Raw genomic sequence first — 24009 nt, 5'->3', positions numbered from 1 at the left:
AAACTATCATTTACATTGTACATATTTTGTTTAAATAAGGGAGGATTTTTAAGTGGCAAATGTAACTTTTAAAGGTAACCCAATGACTTTAGTTGGAACAGAAGTTAAAGTTGGCGATCAAGCGCCTAACTTCCAAGTGTTAGCAAATGACTTATCTCCAGTAAGTTTAGAAACATACAAAGGTGAAGTGAAATTAATTAGTGTTATACCTTCAATCGACACAGGTGTATGTGATGCACAAACTCGTCGTTTTAACCAAGATGCAGCAGGTATTGAAAACGCGAAAGTATTAACAATTAGCGCTGATTTACCATTCGCTCAAAAACGCTGGTGTGCAGCTAACGGTTTAGAAAACGTTGCGACACTTTCTGATCACCGTGACCTTTCATTCGGTGAAGCTTACGGCCTAGTAATGAAAGAACTTCGTTTACTTGCTCGTGCAGTATTCGTAGTAGATAGCAATGACAAAGTAGTTTACGCAGAATACGTAGGCGAAGGTACAAGCCATCCAAACTATGAAGCAGCATTAGAAGCAGCTAAATCTGCGAAGTAATGTGAAGGAAATGACCTCTTATAAAGAGGTCGTTTTTTCTCATATATTGCTGCACAATGGTACTAATATATGAGAAAAGACGTTACATCATAAAACAACTTGAAGGGGAGCTCTTTACAAGAGGTCGCTTTTTCTTTTTGGAAAAAATCACTTTGTGGTATGATATAAGTTATGTGTAAAAGAGAGAAGGAGGAATGTACGTGAGTCAGGCAGTAGAAACATTATTTTCTATTTTTGATTCTTCTACGGTAGTTTTACGTAAAGAATTAGATGTAACATATTTAGAGGCGCTTGTAGAAACAGGTGATAACTTGTTTGAGGGAGCGATTTTACAAGAGGAATTATCCGAATCAACAATTGAAAGGTTGAATCGTGAATATAGTACGTTTAATGAAGAAACATATAAAGGGGAAGAAATTCGTAAAGCATTTCAGCTAGCCATTTTAAAAGGAATGAAAGAAGGCGTGCAAGCGAATCATGAAATGACGCCTGATGCAGTTGGAATGTTCATGAGCTACTTATTCCATAAATTTATGCAAGGTCAAAAAGAAATTACTGTTTTAGACCCTGCAATTGGAACAGGTAACTTAATGACTACAGTGTTTAATAACGCCAAAGAAGAACTAGCAATGAGTGGATTTGGAGTAGAAGTGGATGAAGTGCTAATCAAACTTGCTTTAGTAAATGCGAATTTACAAAAGCATGCAATCGAATTCTTCCATCAAGATGGACTAGCACCACTTTATATTGATCCAGTTGATGCAGTCGTTTCAGATTTACCAATTGGTTACTATCCAAACGAAATCGGTGCAAGTGAATATACGCTAAAAGCAGATGAAGGAATGTCATATGCGCATCACTTATTTATTGAACAAAGTGTGAAACATACGAAAGAAGGCGGGTACTTATTCTTCTTAGTACCAAACTTTATTTTTGAAAGTGATCAAGCGCCAAAACTACATGCATTTATTAAAGAAACATGCTTTATTCAAGGATTGTTACAACTACCTGTTTCCATGTTTAAAAACGAGAAAAATGCAAAAAGTATATTTGTTCTCCAAAAGAAAGGCCAAGGTGTAACAATGCCGAAACAGGCGCTACTAGTGGAATTACCTAAATTCTCTAACATGAAGGCTATGGAGAACATTATGGATCAATTGAACACTTGGTTTGCAACACATAAATAAGGTAAGTTATATGTAACAGGGGTAGTGATTAATGTAGTACAGATGTATAGGATTTGTCATATTTTTTAATATATACAAGATTTAACTGAATTTTTTTGAAATCTGTAATATATTTTTTTTCTTGGTGTTACAATTTTTTCACTTGAAATATATGTCGGACGATGTTTAAATTAAAATCGTGAGTATAAAATTTACTGATGATGAAACGTTTTCATATTGAGTGAATTTAATTAGATAAAATCGAGCGGTTTGTGGAATGATCCACACAACTACCAAGAGAAAAAGGGGCGAAAGACTAGATGTCAAAAATCATCGCGATTAACGCAGGAAGCTCTTCCTTAAAATTCCAATTATTTGAAATGCCAAGTGAAACAGTATTAACAAAAGGTTTAGTAGAACGTATCGGTTTAGAAGATAGTATCTTCACTATTACTGTAGATGGCGAAAAACAAAAAGAAATTACAAACATCCCAGATCACGCAGTAGCAGTTAATATGCTTCTTAAGAAGTTAACTGAAAACGGAATCGTAAAATCTCTTGATGAGATTGGCGGTATCGGTCACCGTGTTGTACACGGCGGCGAAAAATTTGCTGATTCTGTTTTAATTACTGATGAAGTATTAGCTGATATCGAAGAATTAAGCGATTTAGCACCACTTCACAACCCAGCAAACCTTGTTGGTATTAAAGCATTCCAAGAAGTATTACCAAACGTACCAGCAGTAGCAGTATTCGATACAGCATTCCACCAAACAATGCCGGAATCTGCATTCCTATACAGCTTACCATATGAGTACTATGAAAAATTCGGTATCCGTAAATACGGTTTCCACGGAACTTCTCATAAATACGTAACTGAGCGTGCGGCTGAATTATTAGGTCGTCCAATTGAAAACTTAAGCCTACTTTCTTGTCACTTAGGTAACGGTGCAAGTATCGCAGCAGTAGAAGGCGGAAAATCAATCGATACTTCTATGGGCTTCACTCCACTTGCTGGTGTAACAATGGGTACACGTTCTGGTAACATTGACCCTGCGTTAATTCCATACATCATGGAAAAAACAGGCCAAACAGTAGAAGAAGTAGTTAGCGTATTAAACAAGAAGAGTGGTATGTTAGGTCTTACTGGTTACTCTAGTGACCTACGTGACATCATTGCGAAAGAAGAAGAAGGCGACCACCGTGCGAAAGTAGCACTTGATGTATTCGTAAGCCGTATCCACAAATACATCGGTTCTTACACTGCTCGTATGAAAGGTGTAGACGCAATCATCTTCACAGCTGGTGTAGGTGAAAACAGTGCGATTATTCGTGAGCGCGTATTAGAAGGCCTTGAGTACATGGGCGTATACTTCGACGTAAAACGTAATAATGTATTCGGTGAAGAAGCATTCATCAGCTTCCCACACTCTCCAGTAAAAATTATCGTAATTCCAACTGACGAAGAAGTTATGATCGCTCGTGACGTACTACGTCTTGGAAATATTGGTTAATATACTATTTGAAAAGAAAGACGAGATCCTATAGGATCTCGTCTTTTTTCTTTTGGATATATTTCAAAATTCCATCCGGATATAGTACTTTTTCCTTCTGAATGAATGCAGTAATGGGAACCCATTTTGCATATGACATTGTTTGTTCATCTTGTATATTGAGTATTTCCGTTTCATATAGTGACGTGTCTAATAAGCATAAAGAATATAGTTGAATGATTTCATGACCAATTTCCTCATCTAGATGAAAGATGTTTTCTAAGCATCCTAAATAATTGGTGATTTCTACTTCTGTATGAAGCTCTTCTTTAAATTCACGAATAACAGTATGTGCTGATTTTTCACCAAGTTCAATTGATCCGCCAAGAGGTCGGTAATATGTTTCATTGGCTATATTATATTCTTGTAGGAGAAGTCGATCGTGATGTATAACAATACCAAAGGATTTTGCACGTGGGTACATGAATGTGATCGCTCCTTATTCATTTGTATATGGATAATTATAATTTGAAATATGGAGGAAATCACCTTTTTATCCTGCTATTTGTGGGCAGTAAAACTCCCGCCTCAAAATTCGGCTGGAGCAAAGAAGTTAGGTGGAAGCCCTGCTGCCCGTAAACGCCTGGTTGGTGAGGGTTGATTAAAGTTTCACTTTATTCAAGATGTTGAGCTAATGGTAATACCGTCTAATAGTTCTTTCCAAAATGCCTCATTGTACTGGTATATATCCATAATAGGGCATTTTATAACACAAATATTTTGTAATCCCCAATCTTCTTGGGCAATAGTTGGTACATCGGCAGGAAGTAGTAAAAGGACGGAGAATTTATGTTTGACCATTTGAGATAAAATTTGTTCAAGAGAAAGTGCTTCTTCATATGTTCCTCCAGTTCGAATAAATAATATTGATTCTTCTATTTCAATTGTAGTTAGAAAACGATTAATCCGATGCTCATAATTCAATTTAATATCTGTATAGGAAGGCCAAGAAGTGGGTGTATTTACATCTGTTTTAAAGTCATGACAGGAGTCGATTTCATAAAGGTTGTCTCTTAGTCGTAACTTAGCATCATCATCCCAAAATGAGATGAAAGACAAATTTTCTAATTCTAAAAAGCGGTGAAAGCGATTTTGTAATAATAAATTTACTTTCTCTAATGAAGGACTTAGCATAAAATCAATAACACCAAAAAATGGTGATAATTTGAATTGAAATAATGCCCAAGCAGGCCAACAGTTTTGTCCTAAGCTGAATACTGCATTATAATTTTGCTTTATATTGGATAGATTCATGAGAGTCATCTCATCCTTTTTGCTAATATTTTATGTCATTAAAAAATGGTATGTGAATAAAGAATAGACAAGCATATTTGCAAAGAACAAGCGGAAATATGTTACAATGGAAAAAAATCGAACGAGGTGGTTGTTGCGATGCGATCGAAGCGAGAACAAGCCATTTTAGACAATATAAAAGAGTGGGAAGGGCAATTAGTAGAGCAGGAAGCGACCGATTTTCAAAAGGTGTTTGATAAGTGGTTGCATACTACGATTGCAAAACTACCTGAGAAAAAACGAAAAGACTTTTTTACGAAAGCAGATGGATGGCTCTTTCATTTACATGCGCTTATTCAAAGTTCACAATCACAGCTAGATGCACGTAATCGTATTTTAGGAACGTCGAGATTATTTGATGAATCGATTGAGCAACTTGAAGATTTGAAGGCGTTATCTATTGATCAATTAACATACATAGCAGAGCAGCAAACAGCACGTCATCGCCTATATTCATTCGTACAAGGCGGAGCAACAGGTGCTGGTGGTTTATTATTATTAACGGCTGATTTTCCGGTTATGATTGCGTTAAATGTGAAGGCCGTACAACTTATTGCTACATCATTTGGGCATGATGTGAACAAGCCGTATGAAATGATGCTTGCGTTAAAAGTATTCCATGCAGCATTATTGCCGGCGAGACTTCAGCAATATGCATGGTACAATTTGCTGAGAGAACTCGAGCAAGAAGATTCATTCTTTTATGAAGGAGACGAAGAAGTGTTAAAGCCAGCTTCTACTGAGGTTGTGTTAAAACAAATTTTGAAGACGTTTTCGATATATGCTCTTCGTCGTAAATTATTCCAAGGCATTCCGGTAATCGGAATGGCAATCGGATCTACAGTGAATTATCGTTTAACAAGGAATGTTACTGAATTTGCAAATCGATTCTATCAAGTACGCCACATAATGGAAAAAGAAAAAAGATCATAAAAAAAAGCGAGAGGCCGAAGCCTTTCGCTTTTTAGTTTGTCGCATGCTTTTTGGACATTGGAATAGATACTGGTTGCTTTGCTGCTTTCTTTTCTGTTTTTGGATAGTAAATTAAATCCAATGTTTTTGCCTGGACGGCAATCGAAAGAATAGTGAAAGCAATTTCTGTCCAATTTAAATAATATAATGAAAGCGCAAGAACAATCGCGTCAAAGACGAAGAAAATTTGCCCAATTGTAAAACGAGTTCGTTTACTTAATACAATTGTTAAAATATCGTCTCCACCGGTTGCACCGCCAAATCGCAATATAAAACCGAGTCCAATACCAGCTAACGCACCGCCAACTACTGCAGCTACAAATAAATTATTTGATAAATCTACCGTAAAAGGAGAATAATTTTCCATAAGGGAATAAAATGCTCCGAATGAAAGTGAACCTAAGAATGAATAGCCAACCATTTTTCTACCTAAAAATGAAGCACATAGTAAAATAATAGGGATATCCATTAATACAGTTGAAATAGATGGTGAAATATCATAAAAATTTTGGATAAATAGTGCAATTCCTACAAAGCCACCTTCTGTTAAGTGGTTTTGGAAGTGAATGTGATATAGCGCTGCTGCTAAAATAAATGAACCGATTAAAACCATAAAAATTTCTTTAATAATTTGTCGACTTTGGATGTTCCTCATCGTTATTCCTTCTTTCCGTAGTTAGTAGTCCTTTTGGTGTTGTAAACTAACTACGAGCTCACATGTAGCTTTCAGTTAGTTTACGTAAAACTAACTACGCTATATGTCGCTGAAGAAATAACGAATAATCCTCTCGTCCATCAATTCTCCCTACCTTCGTTTTAGTTTAAGTCTTAAAACGACTAAACAAAACGTGGAGTAGGATTCGTCATTTAGCAATCCTGCTCTTCTTTGTTTTGTTTAGCTAGTAACAATTAAGTCCTAAACAAAACGCTATGTGTAAGAAGAGTCTTTTTTTTGCCAAATTATCCTTCGGGCAATCATAATTTCCCCACTCTCGTATTTTTTTCGCTAGACTAAAGTATCTGAGCTGAAAAATACGCTACGTGTATGATTCGTCAATACGATGCCACATGCTCCTTCGAGCGATCATGATATCAAAATCCCTTCCTTCAAGATTTATATTATTATATCATACTTTCAAAAAATGTATGCGGATGGAAACCGACAATAACTGAAGGGAATCTACAAAAATTGTTATGTTTAAATATTTTTGTAGAAAAGCCTAAGTTATTTCGTAGAACTGGACAGTTTTTAGAAGTTTGTCCAATAAGTAAGAAAAGAAGAGTTTTTATTCAATTGTATTGTTCTCATCATTTTTATCTTTAAAAAATGTATCCCAGCTAATCACACTTAAAAAAGTTAAAGTGATAATAATGAAAGCACGCATACATTTGGGCCTCTTTTCATTCATACATATTTTCATTAGTATATGAACAAGGTGATTAGTAATGTGTCATTTTTTACAAGAATTCCTTGTTGTGAGAATATATTAATATAAATAGATGAAAAGGGAGGATGGAAAGTGTTCAAAGATATGTTCAAACGAAAAGAATTAGTATGTGCTGTTTGCGAGAAAAAGATTCAATATGAAGAAGAGCTTGTTGCCTTTGTGAAGTTACCGAAAGAAAGGAATTTATTAGTAGGTCCTTTTGATGTATGTTTAGCAAAAACAGCCCAAGAAATATATTGCAAAGCTTGTTACGACAAAAAAGCATGACCCAAAGCGAATGAGGGGCATGCTTTTTTCATTGGTGTGCTTTTCCCTCAGACACATTTTGAGTAAGACGATACCAAAGCCAAAGGTCATTAATAATTGAAGCAAGATCAGCTATTTCAGAATTAAGCCTACAGGAAATTTCAAAATTCTCTTCGTTATTTAAACGATGTTGTTTTTGATTAATGTGATGTTCAAGCTCTTTTATACGATCAGGTATTTTTCCGCGAACTTGCTCCCACTTTAATAAAATACCATGCTGCGTTTTTTCAGAGATGTCTTCCCATGCTTCTTGTATGTTCGGCACTTCAATTCCTAGATGTTCATTGTATATAAAATACTTTTTCATAGACACCCCTCCATTTTCCTGCCTCTATTTTACATAAAAAAAGAAAGAAGTTCGACGAAATTGTTTGAAAAAATTTGAAAATGACCCTTGATACATTTTTTAAAAGGTGTTAAAGTATGAATTATTATAAAAGAAAATGAATATTTATTCTTTAGGGGGATGCAAAATGGAGAAGAAAAAAGTTGTGTTAGCATATTCCGGAGGTCTTGATACTTCCGTTGCAATTAAATGGTTACAAGAGAAAAACTATGATATTATCGCACTTTGCTTAGATCTAGGGGAAGGTAAAGACTTAGCGTTTGTAAAAGAAAAAGCACTTTCAGTGGGTGCAATTAAATCATATATGATTGATGTTCAAGAAGAATTCGCGAATGAATATGCATTGATGGCGATGCAAGCACACACATTATATGAAGGGAAATATCCTCTTGTCTCTGCACTATCTCGTCCGCTTATTGCGAAAAAATTAGTAGAAATCGCAGAACAAGAAGGCGCAACTGCAGTTGCACATGGATGTACAGGGAAAGGGAATGATCAAGTTCGTTTTGAGGTCTCTATTCAAGCATTAAATCCTTACTTAGAAGTGATTGCGCCTGTACGTGAATGGAAATGGTCACGTGAAGAAGAAATTGCATATGCAAAAGAAAACAATGTACCGATTCCAATTAATTTAGATAGCCCATTTTCAATTGATCAAAACTTATGGGGACGCAGCAACGAATGTGGAATTTTAGAAGATCCATGGGCAGCGCCGCCAGAAGATGCATACGAGATGACATTGGCATTAGAAGATACACCGAATAAACCAGAATTTGTAGAAATTGGATTTGAAGCAGGCGTACCAACGACTTTAAATGGCACTGCATATCCACTTTCAGAATTAATTAAAACGTTAAATGCACTTGCTGGAAAACATGGCGTTGGACGTATCGATCACGTAGAAAATCGTCTTGTCGGTATTAAATCTCGTGAAGTATACGAATGCCCAGCAGCAATGACGTTAATAACTGCCCATAAAGAGTTAGAAGATTTAACACACGTAAAAGAAGTAGCGCATTTTAAACCAGTGATTGAACAGAAAATAACAGAACTTATTTATAATGGCTTATGGTTCTCACCTTTAAAACAAGCGCTCCATGCGTTTTTACAGGAAACGCAAAAGCATGTAACAGGTACGGTGCGTGTGAAATTATTTAAAGGGCATGCGATTGTAGAAGGACGTAAATCTGAATACTCTCTATACGATGAGAAGCTAGCAACATATACTGCCCAGGATGAATTTAATCATGATGCAGCAGTTGGATTCATTTCATTATTTGGTTTACCTACGAAAGTATACAGCCAAGTGAATCAAAAGAAGGTGGAAGCGTGAGCAAACTTTGGGGCGGACGTTTTACAGAAGAAGCGGAAGCGTGGGTTGAAGAGTTTGGAGCATCCATTTCCTTTGATCAACAATTAGTTAATCAAGATATAAAAGGGAGTATTGCGCACGTAACGATGCTGGCAAAGCAAGGCATCGTTACGAAAGAAGAGGCAGAGAAAATAAAGATAGGGCTTCAATATTTATTAGAAGAAGCAAAAGAAAATAAGCTCTATTTTTCGGTTGAAGCTGAAGACATTCATTTAAATATCGAAAAGATGTTAATTGAAAAAATCGGTGAAGTAGGAGGAAAACTTCATACAGGCCGAAGTCGTAACGATCAAGTAGCGACAGATATGCATTTATATTTAAAGGAAAAAGTAGAACATATTATAAAAGCTACAAAACAGTTGCAAACCGTTCTTGTCCATCAAGCGGAAAATAACATTGAAACAATTATGCCCGGCTATACGCACCTGCAGCGTGCGCAGCCGATTTCATTTGCGCATCATATTCTTGCTTACTTTTGGATGTTAGAGCGCGATGTGAATCGTTATGAAGATTCGTTAAAGCGTATTAACATTTCACCATTAGGAGCAGGAGCACTAGCTGGTACAACATTCCCGATTGACCGAGAATATAGTGCGGAGCTTCTTGGATTTAATGGAATATATGAAAATAGTTTAGATGCGGTAAGCGATCGTGATTTCATATTGGAGTTTTTAAGTAACTCATCTATGCTTATGATGCACTTATCACGCTTTTGCGAAGAACTTATTTTATGGAGTAGCCAAGAGTTTCAATTTATTGAAATGAGTGATCAATACGCAACGGGAAGCAGCATTATGCCGCAAAAGAAAAATCCGGATATGGCGGAATTAATCCGCGGTAAAACAGGCAGAGTATACGGTAATTTATTTAGTTTACTTACAGTAATGAAAGGATTACCGCTCGCTTACAATAAAGACTTACAAGAAGATAAAGAAGGAATGTTTGATACAGTAAAAACAGTAGAAGGATGCCTTCATATTATGGCAGGCATGCTAGAAACGATGACTGTCAACAAAGAAAAGATGGGGCAAGCTGTAACGCAAGATTTCTCAAACGCAACAGAAATTGCTGACTACTTAGCAAGCAAAGGACTACCATTCCGTCAAGCGCATGAAATTGTTGGGAAGCTAGTGCTACACTGCACACAAAAAGGAATTTACTTAGTAGATGTACCACTTGCAACGTATAAAGAAATGAGCTCGTTATTTGAGGAAGATTTATATGAAGTTCTTTCACCATATGCAGCTGTAAAGCGCCGTAACAGTGCTGGTGGGACAGGATTTGAGCAAATTGAGAAAGCTTTGGAGAAGGCGAAAGGATTAACTGTGGAGTTTGTTGGAATTAAATGATGCATAGCATAGAAGGTAAGGTGCTTTTTTAGAAAGCACCTTACCTTTTTGTATTTAGACCTTTAGCGGAGTATCTATCGTTTCATAATTATTTTTCATAATCATAAAATGATGTTTCTCATGTATCGCCAATAGTTGAATAGATTGAATTAAATTAGGATAGTGAGCAATTGGATCGAAAAATACGATATGTCCTGCAATATTTTCTTCTATATTTTGAACGAGCTTTTTTATTTCATCTGTTTCACGTGCAAGGAATTCTTCTAATTCAGTTACATTCATAGAGTGATAGACTTTTTTGGGGGGGATTAAAATCCAAGGTGCTTTCATTCCTTTATCATGCTTTTCTTTATATTCGGCATAAATGTCGTGTATGTCAGTTGCAAATGGGGCATTTTTTCTTAGTTTTGCATAAGGGATAAGAGTGAGAGAGAATTTAATCGCTACCTTGAGCATCCTTGCAATTAAATATAAGTGATAAAAGTGTTCACCAATAGACCATTTTTTGTCCTCTTTTCTATACCATAGTTGTTCTTGTGATAGTGAATGGAGATGAGGAAGGAACTTGTTCCTTTGTGCATGTAATGTATGAAAATGTTTTGTGATATTTTCAGATTTCATATTTTTGTATCCTCCACACTTTTTCCTAATTATAACATTTTTCGTGTGGATGTAAGTAAGCCTAGAGCAATTTGTTCTAGGCTTAAAATGTATCGATTAATCATACTTATGCCGATCTTCCGTAATTCGAATATACTCAATATCCATCAAATCTCTAAGTAATGCACCATTACTTAGTTCCACGCCATGCTTCTCTTTAAAATGAGTACGAATCGTATCTAGCATTTCAATTTCTTTCCCATTCACATCTAAAATAATGCGTTCGGAATCACCCATGTAGCATCCTCCTTTTTTAAACATATATATTTTGTCCATCTATTTCCAAAAAAATGTATGTTAACCTAAAGTTAGGAAATAAGAAAGGAATGGAAAATGAGGCGTATTTATTTTGTAGGGTTAATTTTGTACACGCTAATTGTATTACACTTTGCATTCCCAAGCGTATTTTCATTTGAGGATGTAGAAACAGTACACGTTGCGATATTTATCTTTATTCTGTTTGTAGTAGATTGTTGTATTTCGATATGGCTTTCGAAAAGAAAACATGTACAAGATAAAAAAGAAATGGAACGAAAAAAGAGAAAACGTTCATTTTGGGTAACGACGTATTGTTTATCTTTAGTGATTGCTGCTGCTTTTTTAAGTGAGCATATTCCATTAGAAAGATTAAATATTGGATTTGGAGCGTTCGTATTTGCATACTATTTTTTCATGCACTTTCTTCCGTATATGAAAGAAAAGCGAGGAGAAGAGGAAGATCCGCTTGTAGAAGAAGCGAGAGAACAAGAGCATAAGAGAATAGAAGAAGACATAAAGAAACTTGGAGAACAAAAGTGGTATTTAAAATCAAAAATTATATATGTTCTTTGCTTCATTACGCCGCCAATCGGTTATTTGTATGTTTTCTTCCTTCGTAAAAAAATGACAGAAGATGCAAAGCAAACGTACTTAACGGTTGCGACGATAATGATGGCGCTATGGTCTTTGAAGTTCCTTCCGCCCTATGTGTTGGCAGTTACCGTTGTTGTTGTGGCTTGTTTTGTATTTATAGTGAAGTTTGTGAAATGAAAAACACCAAGCCCATGTGGACTTGGTGTTTTATTTATAAATTAAAGATCACCTTGCTCCTCGTCACCACGAACAACAAGGACATCGCATTTCGCATAGCGAATAATATGTTCAGAGACGCTACCAATTAGGAAACGTTCTACAGCATTTAAACCAGTTGCACCACACATAATTAAATCCACTTTATGATTTGGAGCGATTTCTTTTGAAATTTTAGATTTAGGATTACCAAATTCTAATACAGTTTCCACTTTTTCAAGACCAGCTTCAAGCGCAGTTTTTTTGTAGTCTTCTAATAAGTCTTCTGCAAATAGATTTGCACGTTCAGCAATTGCACGGCTATAAGCCTCTACTGCTGAGTATGCTTTTACATCAACGATATGAGCAATTGTTAATGTTGCGTTGTTTCGTTTTGCAACTTGAATTGCTTTTTTAAAGGCTTTTTCTGCTTCTTTAGAACCGTCCACCGCAATTAAAATATTTGTATATGTATTATTCATAGTAAATTCCTCCCAATCATTTTTATTACCGTTTACAACTTTATTATAAAACAAATTTTGGTAATGTGCTTGTCGGAAACGTTACAGAATTTTGAAAACTTTGTTTTAATTCATTTTAGTTGTAATTGGAGCGAGAACTTGTTACATATGGAGTATAGCAATTTAAAAGGAGGCAGTTTTGTGAGACATGCGCTCATTACAGCCGGTACGAAAGGTTTAGGAAAGCAAGTAACAGAAAAGTTATTGGCTAAAGGGTATTCAGTAACAGTAACGTATCATAGCGATACAAGTGCTATGGAAACAATGAAAGAAACATATAAAAATATGGAAGAACGTCTACAGTTCGTGCAAGCTGATGTCACGAAAAAGGAAGATTTACATAAAATAGTAGAGGAAGCGATGAGCCGTTTTGGCAAAATTGACTTCTTAATTAATAATGCTGGTCCTTACGTATTTGAAAGGAAAAAATTAGTCGATTACGAAGAAGACGAATGGAATGAAATGATCCAGGGCAATTTAACAGCGGTATTTCATTTATTAAAACTTGTCGTTCCGGTCATGAGAAAACAGAACTTTGGCCGTATTATCAATTACGGATTTCAAGGGGCAGATAGTGCACCGGGATGGATTTATCGCTCAGCTTTCGCCGCAGCAAAAGTAGGGCTTGTTTCATTAACGAAAACAGTCGCATATGAAGAAGCTGAATACGGTATTACTGCGAATATGGTATGTCCTGGTGATATAATTGGTGAAATGAAAGAGGCAACGATTGAAGAAGCACGAAATCTGAAAGGTAGTAACACACCAATTGGTAGATCTGGAACAGGTGAAGATATCGCAAGAACCATTTCGTTTTTATGTGAGGACGATTCTGATATGATTACTGGCACGATTATTGAAGTAACAGGTGCTGTTGATGTTATTCATAGACATCGATAGAATTAAATAAAGTGAAGTTTCGAATAATTGGACAGTTTATCCTTCATACTGAGAGGTACGGATAATACTGTCCTTTCATGTGAGATTAAATCTATCGGAAAACTTGTATTATTTTTTGTCAAATATTGAGATATTATGTTAGAATATAAGAGCGTAGAAAGCGCTTTAAAAAATGATTCAGGGGTCATTTCATAACTCAAGGGGGAACTAATAATGCGTATCGGTATTCCAACAGAAATTAAAAACAATGAAAACCGTGTGGCAATGACGCCAGCGGGAGCTGTACATTTAGTACAAAATGGTCATGAAGTTTTTGTTCAAAAAGGAGCAGGTATAGGATCAGGCTTTACAGATGAAGAATACGTACAAGCTGGTGCGAAACTTGTTGAAACTGCTGAAGAAGCATGGAATCAAGATATGGTTATGAAGGTAAAAGAGCCAGTTGCAAGTGAATACGGCTATTTCCGTGAAGGTTTAATTTTATTCACATACTTACACTTAGCTCCAGAACCAGAATTAACGAAAGCATTAATTGATAACAAAGTGGTATCAATCGCATACGAAACAGTACAATTAGACAATCGTTCATTACCATTACTTGCACCAATGAGTGAAGTAGCTGGTCGTATGTCTGCACAAATTGGTGCACAATTCCTTGAGAAAAACAAAGGCGGTAAAGGTATCTTGCTTGCAGGCGTTCCAGGGGTGAAACGCGGCAAAGTAACAATTATCGGCGGTGGTCAAGCTGGTACAAACGCAGCGAAGATTGCAGTAGGTTTAGGTGCAGATGTAACAATCATCGACTTAAGTGCAGAACGTCTTCGTCAGTTAGATGACATTTTCGGAAACCAAGTAAAAACGTTAATGTCTAACCCGTATAACATTGCAGAAGCTGTAAAAGAATCTGATCTTGTAATCGGTGCAGTATTAATCCCAGGTGCAAAAGCGCCAAAACTTGTAACAGAAGAAATGATTCAATCAATGGAACCAGGTTCTGTCGTTGTAGATATCGCGATTGACCAAGGTGGTATTTTTGAAACAACTGACCGTATTACAACTCACGACAACCCAACTTATGAAAAACATGGCGTTGTTCACTATGCAGTTGCAAATATGCCAGGTGCGGTTCCACGTACATCAACTCTTGCATTAACAAACGTAACAGTACCATATGCAGTACAAATTGCTAACAAAGGCTACAAAGATGCTTGCCTAGGCAATGTTGCATTATTAAAAGGTATTAACACATTAGATGGATATGTAACATTCGAAGCAGTTGCAGAAGCTCACGGCTTACAATACGCTGATGCAAAAGAGCTTCTTGAAAAAGCTCCTGCTTTATCATAATAGGAATAAAATAAAGACCTTTCCTTTGTAGGAAGGGTCTTTTTGTTTAAACTAATTATCTAATTTCTTTACAATTCTCAATCCGAACATCATTGTAAAGAAAAGAATGCCGAACAAGTAATACAAGGCATATTCAACTCGTATCATCGAGTTTTTGTCAGTGAGATATAAAATAAATAGTATCGCAGAGCCGATTAAATGAGAGAGACCGAAAATTTGTGCCATAAGTTTTAAACTCATCTTCTCGATTCTTTCATCCATCTCAGGTAATGGATATTTCTCTGCATCGTTCTTTTTTTTCTTAAAGAATATTCGTTTCACTACTAATAGTATCAAGGCTAAGAGTATGTATACGCCAGCGAATAGAAGGATAGAGCTAGCTTTTTCTTCATCATTACTATTGAAATAAAGAAAAGTTGAACCTAACAATAAAATGGTAAGATGCGAAATGAACTCTTGATTAAAAGTATTTTTCATTCTTTTTCCTCCCCAGTTTTATCTAATTGAAATAAATCTTCTACTTTACAGTTGAAAAACTCACATAATTTCAATGCTAATTCTAAACTTGGGTTGTATTTATTCTTCTCGATAGCGATGAGGGATTGTCTAGTGATTTCAACAGAGGAAGCTAATTGTTCTTGGGTGATGTCTCTAACGACGCGGAATTGTTTCACTTTATTTTTAATCAAATATACAAAGTCTCCTTTTTGTAAATTTGTTACATTTATTATATCCATTTTTAGGTAATAAGTAAATAAAACTTTACAAAAAGTAAACAAAACTTTACGTGAAATATAGCTTGTTATGATGTTGTTTTTTGTGATAATTTGGAATTAAACGAAAAATAAAAGTCGATAGAGGGGATTGGGTGTGGAGAACTATGGAAACAGTAAATCTATTAGAATTAACAAAAGATATTAAAGATCAACATAAAAACTTCGTCGTTTCAAATATAAATAATCATTGCTTACGAATCGCCGTATTTACTGGTGAATATGATTGGCACTACCATTCTAATTCGGATGAATTATTCATTGTGTTAGAGGGGGAATTACTTATCGATTTTCAAGATAGAGAGACAGCAGTTTTAAAGCCAAATGATTCAATTTTAATTCCAGCATGTACAATTCATAGAACGAGAGCGTTGAAGAGAACGGTAAATCTTTGTTTTGAAAATATAGAGGCAGATACAGTAATTGTGGAGGTCGTATGAGAAGGTTACAGATTGAAGAATACGATAAAGTAAGTTCACTTTTAGAAGGGAATCAACGAACAACAACTTTTGCGTATGCAGTTTGTGATCAGACCATAGATGGTGAGATTTTTATAAATGAGAAGTTAACAGCAGGACTAATTGTCACCACTAATGGTATTTATTATTTGTTTGGTGACACTCAAGACCAAAGTCATAACGAAGATCTATTTTCGTATATAAAAACAGCCATTGAAAAAACAGAGAAACGATTTACACTGTTCACTTCGAGTGAAGAGTGGGAAATGATGATTGAAGAGTGCTTTAGTAATGCATTTCGGAAAATCCCACGAATGACATTTCAATTTCAAAGAGAAGTTTTTGAATATGGAAAAATAGAATTAAACAAAAATACATATGAAATTGAACGTATTGATAAAAGTGATATAGAACGAAGTAATGAATTTACAGAGGATTATTACAAAGAATATTGGGGATCAAAAGAAGTGTTTTTAAATAACGGCTTTGGTTTTTGTATAGAACAAGATGGGGTGATTGTAGCCGAATGCGTCTCAATATTTAGCGGGAATGGTTTTGCTGAAATTGATATTGCAACACATGAAGCATATCAAGGGAAAGGATTAGCTCAAGCTGCTGCAACAAGGTTTATTGAACATTGCATGCAAAATGATATTATACCGTGCTGGGATTGTAATGCAGATAATATACCTTCGCAAAAATTAGCTAGTAAATTAAGTTTTCATAATCCAGTAGAATATAGTTTATTTGTACGTAAGAGAACGGGGGAATGAAAATGAATGTGGAATTAACGAGATTTAAAGTGAAACAAGGTAAAAGTCATCGTGTAGATGAATGGATGCAGCTTCTTAATGACAATATGAAAGAAGTACTTTTGACATTAAACGACGAAAAGATGTATGTAGAGACAATTTTCCGGGAAATAAGAGATGGAGAAGAGTACTTATATTGGTATTCTGTGCAAGGAGAAGATGGGGCTCTTGTCGAAAATTCTCATCATGAAATTGATAAAAAGCATTTAGCGTTTTGGTATGAATGTATTGATGAGGAAGTACCATCTGTTGATATGAAAACAGAAGTTGTTATGATTCAAGATGTTGTGAAGGAAGCGATGAAATAATAGAATAATATTTTTGAGAAGAGCACATTGAAGATGTGCTTTTTTATTATGAAAATATTTTTAGAAAAGCTGTATACATTTTACGCTCTTAAACGTTGAGTATATAGAAAGGAGAGCTAGATGAGCCATGATATGTTTGAATCATTATTGATAGAGAAATCAAAAGCGGTGTTTGGATTTCAGGGGGGGTTATGCTGATAGAAAGATGAGTGCGAGGATATTAAAATAAACTCTATAGAGTTTATTGGTTCTATGAAATCTTTAAGTGAAAATAAAGGGGGATATCAAGAATATTTTAGGACAAACTATAATGAGATGAAAAACATCAAACCAAAAGACCTACCAATGTACGGTGTAGTTGTAACAGGCAAAACAGAAGATTTACAAAGTTTACAAGGAGCACCATATGTTAAGGCTGCTGTTAGAGGTGTAACAGTTGAGAAATATTGATTACAAGTAATTAATGTGAATAATCAGAAAATTTATGTTATAATATGGGAAAAGGAGGTTTATATGAGGCAAATACATGGAGCAATTTATATTTACATAACAATGTTTTTCGTAGGAGCATCTTATGGTTTAGGGCATGTGTATTCGCATCCTGTATTAACCTTTTTGAGTGGAGCATGTATGGTGATTGCGTTTCTTGTCCACCTTTTCTCAGTTTGGATCGTGAAATTTCAAATAAATATTAGTGAAATAGAAGAAGGTACTTTTTAAAGTGCCTTCTTTTTTTAATAATATTTGGGAAGCTCTTGTAGCAATTTTTCAATTTCGCATTCGGTTTCTTCACATATAGAAAGTGTACGTAGTCTGAAAAATAAGCTGCGTAAGAAAGATTTTATATTTCCGTATAGAAACTCGTACGATTTAATATGTAATGTTTGTTTTTTGACGGGTAATTGAGCTACTAAATCCTGAAGGGCTAATATGAGTACTTCTTCCTTTAGGTCATTTTGTAGCATTGAGACAATCGGATAAACGAGTCGCTCGTCTTCTTCATATTTGTAGTAAATAGAATGGACACAAACTTTGTGTAATAAAGTTTGTAATATTTCTTCGTAATGTAAAGCTTCCAGTTTAGGACTATGAACAAGCGCCTCAAATGTATCGGAAGCATGAGCGATACTATGTGCCCAGCCGTGGTCTTGCACATATCCACGGAAATCATGTTCGTTGTTCATATATATAATTAATCGATCTTTTACATGTAAAAGATCAGCCTGTGATAAGAAATTATGATTTGTATCAGCATCAATAATGAGCGCAATTAATAATGTGGTAAATGCACGAGTAAATACAGCATCATCGTCATCTGAATGAATTTTATAAAATAAATATTTTTCACTAATGCTTTCTAATAATAGTTTCTGTAATTGTGTGTGTGAAAGGTAGTCCTTTTTGATGAGATGGTAAAAAGTAGAGTAAATAAGTTTGTCTCTTAAATAGCTATCAGTAACACCGATTTGCTCGAGCATATTGGAGCTTAAAGAATCAAAGTTAAGTGTGTTATCCATTATGTAATTATTATTACGAATTTCTTCTAACTGTTGTTGTAACATATAAACCTCATATTTTAGAAAATTCTGCATTTTAATAGTATAATAAAATGCAGAAATAGACAATAAAGTGAAACTTTAATCAGTGGGGGGGGTTCATCCCCACTGATTATTAGTTGAACCAATCGGGCTTTTACGGACAGTTGATCTCCCGCCTAACTTCTTTGCTTTCACCGAATTTTGAGGTGGGGGTCTCACTGCCCGTTAATGCGGGATAAATAAGTGCTTTTGAATGGAGGGTATTATGAAGAGAGCATTATTCTTTTTCATTAGTATTTTCTTTTTAGGAAGTTGTTCGATTTCGTATGTTACTTTTTCTAGCGAGAGCAAAAGTTGGACGGGGCAATATAAAGGTCATATTAAGGATGACAGTGAAGATGGAATGTTTACGTTTCAGTATAAGGGCGGAGATGGGAATACGGAATTTAAAAATTTAGAGATTACTATTAATGAAGCGTTTCGTACAATGACACAAACGTCAGAAAGTCATAAAGGAGCAAAGGTTGAAATGAAGTCTTCTTGTGTAAGTTGTGCGCCTCTCTCTAAAGATGAACCGATAGAGGTTGTGATTAAATGGGATGATAAGTATGAAGAGAAGATGGTTTTAAAGCGGAAATAGCGTAGAGTGAGGGATTAAAAATGAATAGGAATATGAAAATTTCTACGTATATATTTTTAAGTGTATTTCTAATCATATTACCATCGTGTACTACAAAAACAGTAGAGCGAGTAGCGGTCAAAAAAGTATCTAAAGAAGGGTATGTCATATTAAGAAATGATACAGTATTTTTTGTCGGTGATAAAATGTTTGAAACAAAAGTAGAGTTGCAAAAGTATATAGAGCAACAAATGAATAAAGATCATCCATCAGATATAGTCTTGAGTTTTAAGAATAAAGACGCATATAATCAATTAAAAACAGGGGATAAAATAAAAGTATGGCCTTCTCAAATACTTGAAAGCTATCCATCAAAAATGATTATAGAGAAATTTGAAATAGTAGAGAAATAGAAAAAGGCAGCAATCACGCTGCCTTTTTTATTATTTTACAAATTGTAATTCTTTCGGGAATTTCGTTAAAATTTCTGATCCGTCTTTTGTGATATAAATATCATCTTCAATACGAACGCCACCTACGTTTGGTACGTAAATACCTGGCTCGATTGTGAAGACCATACCTTCTTTTAATGGAGATTCGTTGCCTTCTTTTACATCTGGATATTCGTGTACGCTAATTCCAAGTCCGTGACCAAGGCGGTGAGGGAAGAAGTCTCCGTAACCTGCATCTGCGATGACAGAGCGAGCAGCGTTGTCGATTGCACCAAATGTAACGCCTGGTTTACACGCTTCAACTGCTTGTAGTTGGCCAGTAAGTACAGTGTTGTAAATGCGAGTTTGTTCTTCGGAAATATCACCAAATGCTACTGTACGTGTAATGTCAGAGCAATAGCCGTCAATGATTACACCTAAATCAAATAGTACGAAATCGCCGCGCTTCATTTTGTTAGCACCTGGAATACCATGTGGAAGAGCAGAGTTAGCACCTGCTAATACCATTGTATCGAATGACATTTTATGGATGCCTTTTGTTTTTAATTCGTGCTCAATAATTGCTAATACTTCTAGTTCGCTGCGGTTTTCTTTAATTGCATTTACCCCAACTTCAACAGCATAGTCTGCCATTTTAGCTGCTTCGCGTAAAATAGAAAGTTCTTTTTCGTCTTTAATTAAGCGAAGCTCGCGAACTTTCTCTTCAGCTGATTTGAAAGCTGCATTTGGGAATAATTTTGTTAATTCTTCGTAACGCTCTACGTTTAAATGTTCTTTTTCAATTGCAACTGCATTTGCATTGATACCGCGGTCTTTAATTGCTTTTGCAATCATATCCCATGGTTTGTCAGTATCAGTAAATCCGATAATCTCATGTGCCCAGCCAGCGTTACGTGCTTGGCCTTCTTCCATTTTAGGACAAATTAAAATAGGCTCTTTTTCTTGGAATACAAACATACCAAGTAGTCTTTCATGTGGTTCACAATGGAAGTTCGTCATGTAGAAAACGTTTGGTGTAGAAGTTAAGAACGCAGCTTCTACGTTTTTTTCTTTTAGCCATTGCATTAAATTTTCTAATCTAGCATTCATCGATTGGCACCCCCGAGATATTTAATTACAAATATAACTTTACATCGGATGAAAGCGTTATGACAAGTAAATAGATGTTAGAAAAGACAGGGAATTAAGAAATCATGTAGAATAAAAAGTGTGAATGTGAATAGGGGAGGAATGTAATGATGAAAGTATCTTATCACGGGCATTCAGTTGTAAAGATTGAAACGAATGGAAAAGTTATTTTAATTGATCCATTTTTAACGGGAAATCCGAAAACAGATTTAAAGGCTGAAGATGTAAAAGTAGATGCAATTCTTTTATCTCATGGACATGGTGATCACGTTGGAGATACAGTAGAGCTTGCGAAGAAAAATAATGCAGTTGTTGTAGCACCATTTGAACTAGCGACATTTTTAAGTTGGCAAGGTGTAAATACACATCCGATGCATATTGGAGGCTCACATGAATTTGATTTCGGAAAAGTGAAATTTACACAAGCATTCCACGGTTCTAGTTATATCGATGAAGAAAATAAGACGATTACATATACAGGTATGCCAGCGGGTATTTTATTTACAGCAGAAGAGAAAACTGTGTACCATGCAGGAGATACCGCTCTATTCTCTGATATGAAATTAATTGGGGAACTGAATAACATTGATGTAGCATTTTTACCAATTGGCGATAATTTCACAATGGGACCAGAAGATGCGGTTTTAGCAGCAAAATGGATTCAGGCGAAAACTGTTGTACCGATGCATTACAATACGTTCCCAGTAATTGAACAAGATCCATATCAATTTGTAGAAAAGCTACAAAATTGTACAGGGAAAGTATTAGAAGCTGGAGAAAGTATTACACTATAGAAAAGAAACCCTTCATTTGAAAAGACAAGTGAAGGGTTTTTTATGTGTGTAGGACAGCTTTTAAAGGTTGTACTTGTTTTGATGATTCTTTTCTTTTTGGAAGTGGCTGTTCATGTGTTTCATTCAATTCCATTGCAACTTTTTTCCCGTCTACGAAAGCTAAAAATACAGCACCTACTACTTCTAATAATTTTTTCATCATGTATTCGCTCCTTTGTTTCATTTCTTGTCTTCATTGTATATTGAAGCGGCTGGACAAACTATCGAACGAGATGACAATACCATTACATTGTTGTAATGGTAGAAGTGGTGTAATGTAAGGCGTATTTTGTTATAAAAAAAATAGTACAGGTATATAAAGAGAGAGTGTAACAGTTTTGAAAATATAGTATACTGAAAATACAACACATGAAGAATTTAGGGAAAAGAAAGTATGGTGAAACCATTTGGCTACCAAGCATAACCAAATTTTAGAACATATTAATAGTCTGCCAGTAGGCCATAAAATTTCTGTAAGGCAAATTGCCAAAGATTTGAGTGTAAGTGAAGGGACAGCTTACCGTGCAATTAAAGATGCAGAAAATAAAGGATATGTTAGTACGATTGAGCGTGTCGGAACAATTCGAATTGAACAAAAGAAGAAAGAGAATATTGAAAAGCTGACATATGCAGAAGTCGTTAATATTGTCGATGGTCAAGTACTTGGAGGCAGAGAAGGACTACATAAAACATTAAATAAATTCGTAATCGGGGCTATGAAATTAGAAGCGATGATGCGCTATACAGAAGCCGGGAACTTGCTTATCATCGGGAACCGTACGAATGCACATCAATTAGCATTAGAAACAGGGGCCGCTGTATTAATTACAGGTGGATTTGATACAGAAGAGCATGTGAAAAAGTTAGCAGACGAATTGAAGTTGCCAATTATTTCGAGTAGCTATGATACATTTACGGTCGCAACGTTAATTAACCGTGCAATTTATGATCAACTTATTAAGAAAGAAATTGTACTCGTTGAAGATATTTTAACACCGATTGAAGAAACACTATATTTAAACCCTAGTGACATCGTACAGAAATGGCATGAGTACAATGAAGAGACGATGCATGGACGTTATCCAATTGTGGATGAAAATAAAAAGGTGTTAGGTATCGTAACTTCGAAAGATATGATTGGTGTTGCGAAAGATACACCAATTGATAAAGTAATGACGAAACATCCTATTACGGTAAATGGAAAGATGTCTGTCGCAGCTGCAGCGCGTATGATGGTGTGGGAAGGTATTGAATTACTTCCTGTTGTGGAAGATGGAAATAAATTGCAAGGTATCATTAGTCGTCAAGATGTACTTCAGGCGCTGCAAATGATTCAGCGTCAACCACAAGTTGGTGAAACGATTGATGATATTGTAACGAATCAATTTATGACGCCGAAAGAAGCAAAAAATGAGCATTTGTATCAATTTTCAGTGACACCACAAATGACGAATTCAATCGGAACATTATCTTACGGTGTATTTGCAACAATTGTGACAGAAGCAACAAACCGTGTCATTCGTGCGCAGAAGAAGAGCGATTCAATTGTTGAGAATTTAACAATTTATTTTGTAAAGCCGGTTCAGATTGATAATGTTGTATCCGTTCATCCGAAAGTATTAGAAATTGGCCGTAAATTTGGTAAGGTTGATGTAGAAGTACACCATGAAGGTAATGTCGTTGGAAAAGCATTACTTATGGTGCAGTTAATCGATAAATAAAAAGATGGAACAAATCGTTTTGATTTGTTCCATCTTTTTTTGTTGAAAGGATAGAATTAAAAAAGAAAATAAATTGCGTATTATTTCATATTCATAGTAGAAATACTTGGGAATTTGAAAGTGGAGGAAATGTCGTAGTGATAAGGAGGTGCTGAATGGGAGGGATAATTTTCTTTTTAGTTGTTGTATGTATCATAATTGTTCATGTGTTAACACATAGAAGAATGAATGGTATTAAAAAGAAGTTGTATTTTGTAAGTTTGATTCTCGCAAGTATTGGTTCCTTTATTCCTATATCAGGAGAAAATGAGCCTGATTTCCTTTATTTTGGTGTACCAGCTGAAACGTTTGTTTATTATGGTGGTTGGGAATGTTCGTTTAATCCATTAGGCTTTTTCTTTAACTTTATTTTGTTTTATTGGATTTTGAAGCTATTACTTAAGCTCGGTGAGAGTTTTAGTAGAGAAGTGAAAAAATAGCAGGATATGCTGTAGTCTTTAGCTAATCTATTTTAGGTTAAAGGATTGGTTATTA

31 protein-coding genes and 1 pseudogene are annotated in these 24009 nt (G+C 35.3%); 20 read left to right on the top strand and 12 right to left on the bottom strand.

Translation table 11 applies throughout. The features are described from left to right. Window positions 1-52 precede the first annotated feature (52 nt). The 3 genes from tpx to ackA all read left to right on the top strand — a co-directional run bounded on the left by tpx (window position 53) and on the right by ackA (window position 3233). A complete protein-coding gene (gene tpx, locus LUS72_RS23000) occupies window positions 53-553 on the top strand; it encodes a thiol peroxidase (RefSeq protein WP_071748319.1) in 501 nt (166 codons plus the stop codon). 200 nt (window positions 554-753) lie between these two features. Then, on the top strand, window positions 754-1740 hold the full coding sequence (locus tag LUS72_RS22995) for a class I SAM-dependent methyltransferase (protein WP_128856649.1): 987 nt from the start codon (window positions 754-756) through the stop codon (window positions 1738-1740). A 299-nt stretch (window positions 1741-2039) separates the two neighbouring features. Beyond that, the gene (gene ackA / locus LUS72_RS22990) at window positions 2040-3233 is read left to right on the top strand and encodes an acetate kinase (RefSeq protein WP_097833075.1); all 1194 of its coding nucleotides are present in this window, start codon (window positions 2040-2042) and stop codon (window positions 3231-3233) included. 28 nt (window positions 3234-3261) lie between these two features. Here ackA and LUS72_RS22985 read toward each other — a convergent pair whose 3' ends face one another. Continuing rightward, the gene (locus LUS72_RS22985; RefSeq protein ID WP_097833074.1) at window positions 3262-3696 is read right to left on the bottom strand and encodes an NUDIX hydrolase; all 435 of its coding nucleotides are present in this window, start codon (window positions 3694-3696) and stop codon (window positions 3262-3264) included. 194 nt (window positions 3697-3890) lie between these two features. Then, on the bottom strand, window positions 3891-4526 hold the full coding sequence (locus LUS72_RS22980) for a DUF1796 family putative cysteine peptidase (RefSeq protein ID WP_097833073.1): 636 nt from the start codon (window positions 4524-4526) through the stop codon (window positions 3891-3893). Window positions 4527-4664: 138 nt separating this feature from the next. On the opposite strand from LUS72_RS22980, the gene LUS72_RS22975 reads away from it, so the two are divergent. Then, window positions 4665-5498: an EcsC family protein gene (locus LUS72_RS22975; RefSeq protein WP_097833072.1), complete on the top strand. Its 834-nt coding sequence runs from the start codon at window positions 4665-4667 to the stop codon at window positions 5496-5498. Between the two features lie 31 nt (window positions 5499-5529). Here LUS72_RS22975 and LUS72_RS22970 read toward each other — a convergent pair whose 3' ends face one another. Then, entirely contained in the window at window positions 5530-6192 is a 663-nt protein-coding gene (locus LUS72_RS22970) for a YitT family protein (RefSeq protein ID WP_097833071.1), read from the bottom strand. 865 nt (window positions 6193-7057) lie between these two features. On the opposite strand from LUS72_RS22970, the gene LUS72_RS22965 reads away from it, so the two are divergent. Further along, on the top strand, window positions 7058-7252 hold the full coding sequence (locus LUS72_RS22965) for a hypothetical protein (protein WP_097833069.1): 195 nt from the start codon (window positions 7058-7060) through the stop codon (window positions 7250-7252). A 28-nt stretch (window positions 7253-7280) separates the two neighbouring features. On the opposite strand, the gene LUS72_RS22960 is transcribed toward LUS72_RS22965, so the two are convergent. Continuing rightward, complete coding sequence (locus tag LUS72_RS22960) at window positions 7281-7598, bottom strand: radical SAM protein (RefSeq protein ID WP_128856699.1); 318 nt, start codon at window positions 7596-7598, stop codon at window positions 7281-7283. A 166-nt stretch (window positions 7599-7764) separates the two neighbouring features. Between LUS72_RS22960 and LUS72_RS22955 the strand changes: the two genes are divergently transcribed. Then, complete coding sequence (locus tag LUS72_RS22955; RefSeq protein WP_097833068.1) at window positions 7765-8970, top strand: argininosuccinate synthase; 1206 nt, start codon at window positions 7765-7767, stop codon at window positions 8968-8970. Then, on the top strand, window positions 8967-10358 hold the full coding sequence (gene argH, locus LUS72_RS22950) for an argininosuccinate lyase (protein WP_264448310.1): 1392 nt from the start codon (window positions 8967-8969) through the stop codon (window positions 10356-10358). The genes LUS72_RS22955 and argH overlap by 4 nt, the downstream gene beginning before the upstream one ends. A gap of 54 nt (window positions 10359-10412) precedes the next feature. Here argH and LUS72_RS22945 read toward each other — a convergent pair whose 3' ends face one another. Continuing rightward, a complete protein-coding gene (locus LUS72_RS22945) occupies window positions 10413-10979 on the bottom strand; it encodes a DinB family protein (protein WP_097833066.1) in 567 nt (188 codons plus the stop codon). Between the two features lie 96 nt (window positions 10980-11075). Further along, window positions 11076-11255 (bottom strand): ProA domain protein, encoded by a 180-nt coding sequence (locus tag LUS72_RS22940; RefSeq protein ID WP_128856656.1) that lies wholly within the window; start codon window positions 11253-11255, stop codon window positions 11076-11078. A gap of 96 nt (window positions 11256-11351) precedes the next feature. Between LUS72_RS22940 and LUS72_RS22935 the strand changes: the two genes are divergently transcribed. After that, a complete protein-coding gene (locus LUS72_RS22935) occupies window positions 11352-12047 on the top strand; it encodes a hypothetical protein (RefSeq protein ID WP_097833064.1) in 696 nt (231 codons plus the stop codon). 41 nt (window positions 12048-12088) lie between these two features. On the opposite strand, the gene LUS72_RS22930 is transcribed toward LUS72_RS22935, so the two are convergent. Then, complete coding sequence (locus LUS72_RS22930) at window positions 12089-12547, bottom strand: universal stress protein (protein ID WP_001066676.1); 459 nt, start codon at window positions 12545-12547, stop codon at window positions 12089-12091. A 147-nt stretch (window positions 12548-12694) separates the two neighbouring features. Between LUS72_RS22930 and LUS72_RS22925 the strand changes: the two genes are divergently transcribed. Both LUS72_RS22925 and ald read left to right on the top strand, forming a co-directional pair. Then, entirely contained in the window at window positions 12695-13486 is a 792-nt protein-coding gene (locus LUS72_RS22925) for an SDR family oxidoreductase (RefSeq protein WP_097833122.1), read from the top strand. Between the two features lie 213 nt (window positions 13487-13699). Next, window positions 13700-14833 (top strand): alanine dehydrogenase, encoded by a 1134-nt coding sequence (gene ald, locus LUS72_RS22920; protein WP_264448309.1) that lies wholly within the window; start codon window positions 13700-13702, stop codon window positions 14831-14833. A gap of 51 nt (window positions 14834-14884) precedes the next feature. Here the strand turns inward: ald and LUS72_RS22915 are convergent, their stop codons facing one another. Continuing rightward, complete coding sequence (locus tag LUS72_RS22915; RefSeq protein ID WP_264448308.1) at window positions 14885-15310, bottom strand: hypothetical protein; 426 nt, start codon at window positions 15308-15310, stop codon at window positions 14885-14887. Continuing rightward, window positions 15307-15570 carry a helix-turn-helix transcriptional regulator gene (locus LUS72_RS22910; protein WP_264448307.1) on the bottom strand — a complete coding sequence of 88 codons (264 nt, stop codon included), beginning with the start codon at window positions 15568-15570 and terminating at the stop codon, window positions 15307-15309. The genes LUS72_RS22915 and LUS72_RS22910 overlap by 4 nt, the downstream gene beginning before the upstream one ends. A gap of 143 nt (window positions 15571-15713) precedes the next feature. Between LUS72_RS22910 and LUS72_RS22905 the strand changes: the two genes are divergently transcribed. The 5 genes and pseudogenes from LUS72_RS22905 to LUS72_RS22885 all read left to right on the top strand — a co-directional run bounded on the left by LUS72_RS22905 (window position 15714) and on the right by LUS72_RS22885 (window position 17904). After that, entirely contained in the window at window positions 15714-16046 is a 333-nt protein-coding gene (locus tag LUS72_RS22905; protein ID WP_264448306.1) for a cupin domain-containing protein, read from the top strand. After that, a complete protein-coding gene (locus tag LUS72_RS22900; protein WP_128856662.1) occupies window positions 16043-16837 on the top strand; it encodes a GNAT family N-acetyltransferase in 795 nt (264 codons plus the stop codon). The genes LUS72_RS22905 and LUS72_RS22900 overlap by 4 nt, the downstream gene beginning before the upstream one ends. 2 nt (window positions 16838-16839) lie before the next feature. Continuing rightward, complete coding sequence (locus LUS72_RS22895; protein WP_264448305.1) at window positions 16840-17184, top strand: DUF6176 family protein; 345 nt, start codon at window positions 16840-16842, stop codon at window positions 17182-17184. A 201-nt stretch (window positions 17185-17385) separates the two neighbouring features. Continuing rightward, window positions 17386-17634, top strand: a pseudogene (locus tag LUS72_RS22890) (anti sigma factor C-terminal domain-containing protein); the annotation flags it as partial. 63 nt (window positions 17635-17697) lie between these two features. Further along, on the top strand, window positions 17698-17904 hold the full coding sequence (locus tag LUS72_RS22885; protein WP_001248910.1) for a hypothetical protein: 207 nt from the start codon (window positions 17698-17700) through the stop codon (window positions 17902-17904). Between the two features lie 14 nt (window positions 17905-17918). Here the strand turns inward: LUS72_RS22885 and LUS72_RS22880 are convergent, their stop codons facing one another. Continuing rightward, on the bottom strand, window positions 17919-18746 hold the full coding sequence (locus tag LUS72_RS22880; protein WP_264448304.1) for a DUF2785 domain-containing protein: 828 nt from the start codon (window positions 18744-18746) through the stop codon (window positions 17919-17921). Between the two features lie 241 nt (window positions 18747-18987). Here LUS72_RS22880 and LUS72_RS22875 point away from each other — a divergent pair, with 241 nt between their 5' ends. Together LUS72_RS22875 and LUS72_RS22870 are read left to right on the top strand one after the other, a co-directional pair. Then, on the top strand, window positions 18988-19362 hold the full coding sequence (locus LUS72_RS22875) for a hypothetical protein (protein WP_141533470.1): 375 nt from the start codon (window positions 18988-18990) through the stop codon (window positions 19360-19362). A 20-nt stretch (window positions 19363-19382) separates the two neighbouring features. Continuing rightward, complete coding sequence (locus LUS72_RS22870) at window positions 19383-19754, top strand: DUF3221 domain-containing protein (RefSeq protein ID WP_097832112.1); 372 nt, start codon at window positions 19383-19385, stop codon at window positions 19752-19754. Between the two features lie 30 nt (window positions 19755-19784). On the opposite strand, the gene pepQ is transcribed toward LUS72_RS22870, so the two are convergent. After that, window positions 19785-20882, bottom strand: coding sequence for a Xaa-Pro dipeptidase (pepQ, locus tag LUS72_RS22865; RefSeq protein WP_264448303.1), 1098 nt, complete (start codon window positions 20880-20882; stop codon window positions 19785-19787). Window positions 20883-21031: 149 nt separating this feature from the next. Here pepQ and LUS72_RS22860 point away from each other — a divergent pair, with 149 nt between their 5' ends. Next, window positions 21032-21715: a metal-dependent hydrolase gene (locus tag LUS72_RS22860; protein WP_097832120.1), complete on the top strand. Its 684-nt coding sequence runs from the start codon at window positions 21032-21034 to the stop codon at window positions 21713-21715. 40 nt (window positions 21716-21755) lie between these two features. Here LUS72_RS22860 and LUS72_RS22855 read toward each other — a convergent pair whose 3' ends face one another. Then, entirely contained in the window at window positions 21756-21917 is a 162-nt protein-coding gene (locus LUS72_RS22855) for a hypothetical protein (RefSeq protein WP_264448302.1), read from the bottom strand. A 244-nt stretch (window positions 21918-22161) separates the two neighbouring features. Here LUS72_RS22855 and LUS72_RS22850 point away from each other — a divergent pair, with 244 nt between their 5' ends. Further along, window positions 22162-23475 carry a DRTGG domain-containing protein gene (locus tag LUS72_RS22850; protein ID WP_097832110.1) on the top strand — a complete coding sequence of 438 codons (1314 nt, stop codon included), beginning with the start codon at window positions 22162-22164 and terminating at the stop codon, window positions 23473-23475. A 155-nt stretch (window positions 23476-23630) separates the two neighbouring features. Next, the gene (locus LUS72_RS22845) at window positions 23631-23954 is read left to right on the top strand and encodes a hypothetical protein (RefSeq protein WP_128856665.1); all 324 of its coding nucleotides are present in this window, start codon (window positions 23631-23633) and stop codon (window positions 23952-23954) included. The last annotated feature ends 55 nt before the right edge of the window (window positions 23955-24009 follow it).

Origin of the sequence: Bacillus cereus, from assembly GCF_025917685.1 — a bacterium.
In the GTDB taxonomy this organism is placed as follows: Bacteria; Bacillota; Bacilli; order Bacillales; family Bacillaceae_G; genus Bacillus_A; species Bacillus_A cereus_AT.
The sequence above is the reverse complement of the archived record's forward strand: the minus strand, read 5'-3'. Positions and strand labels throughout refer to the sequence as shown.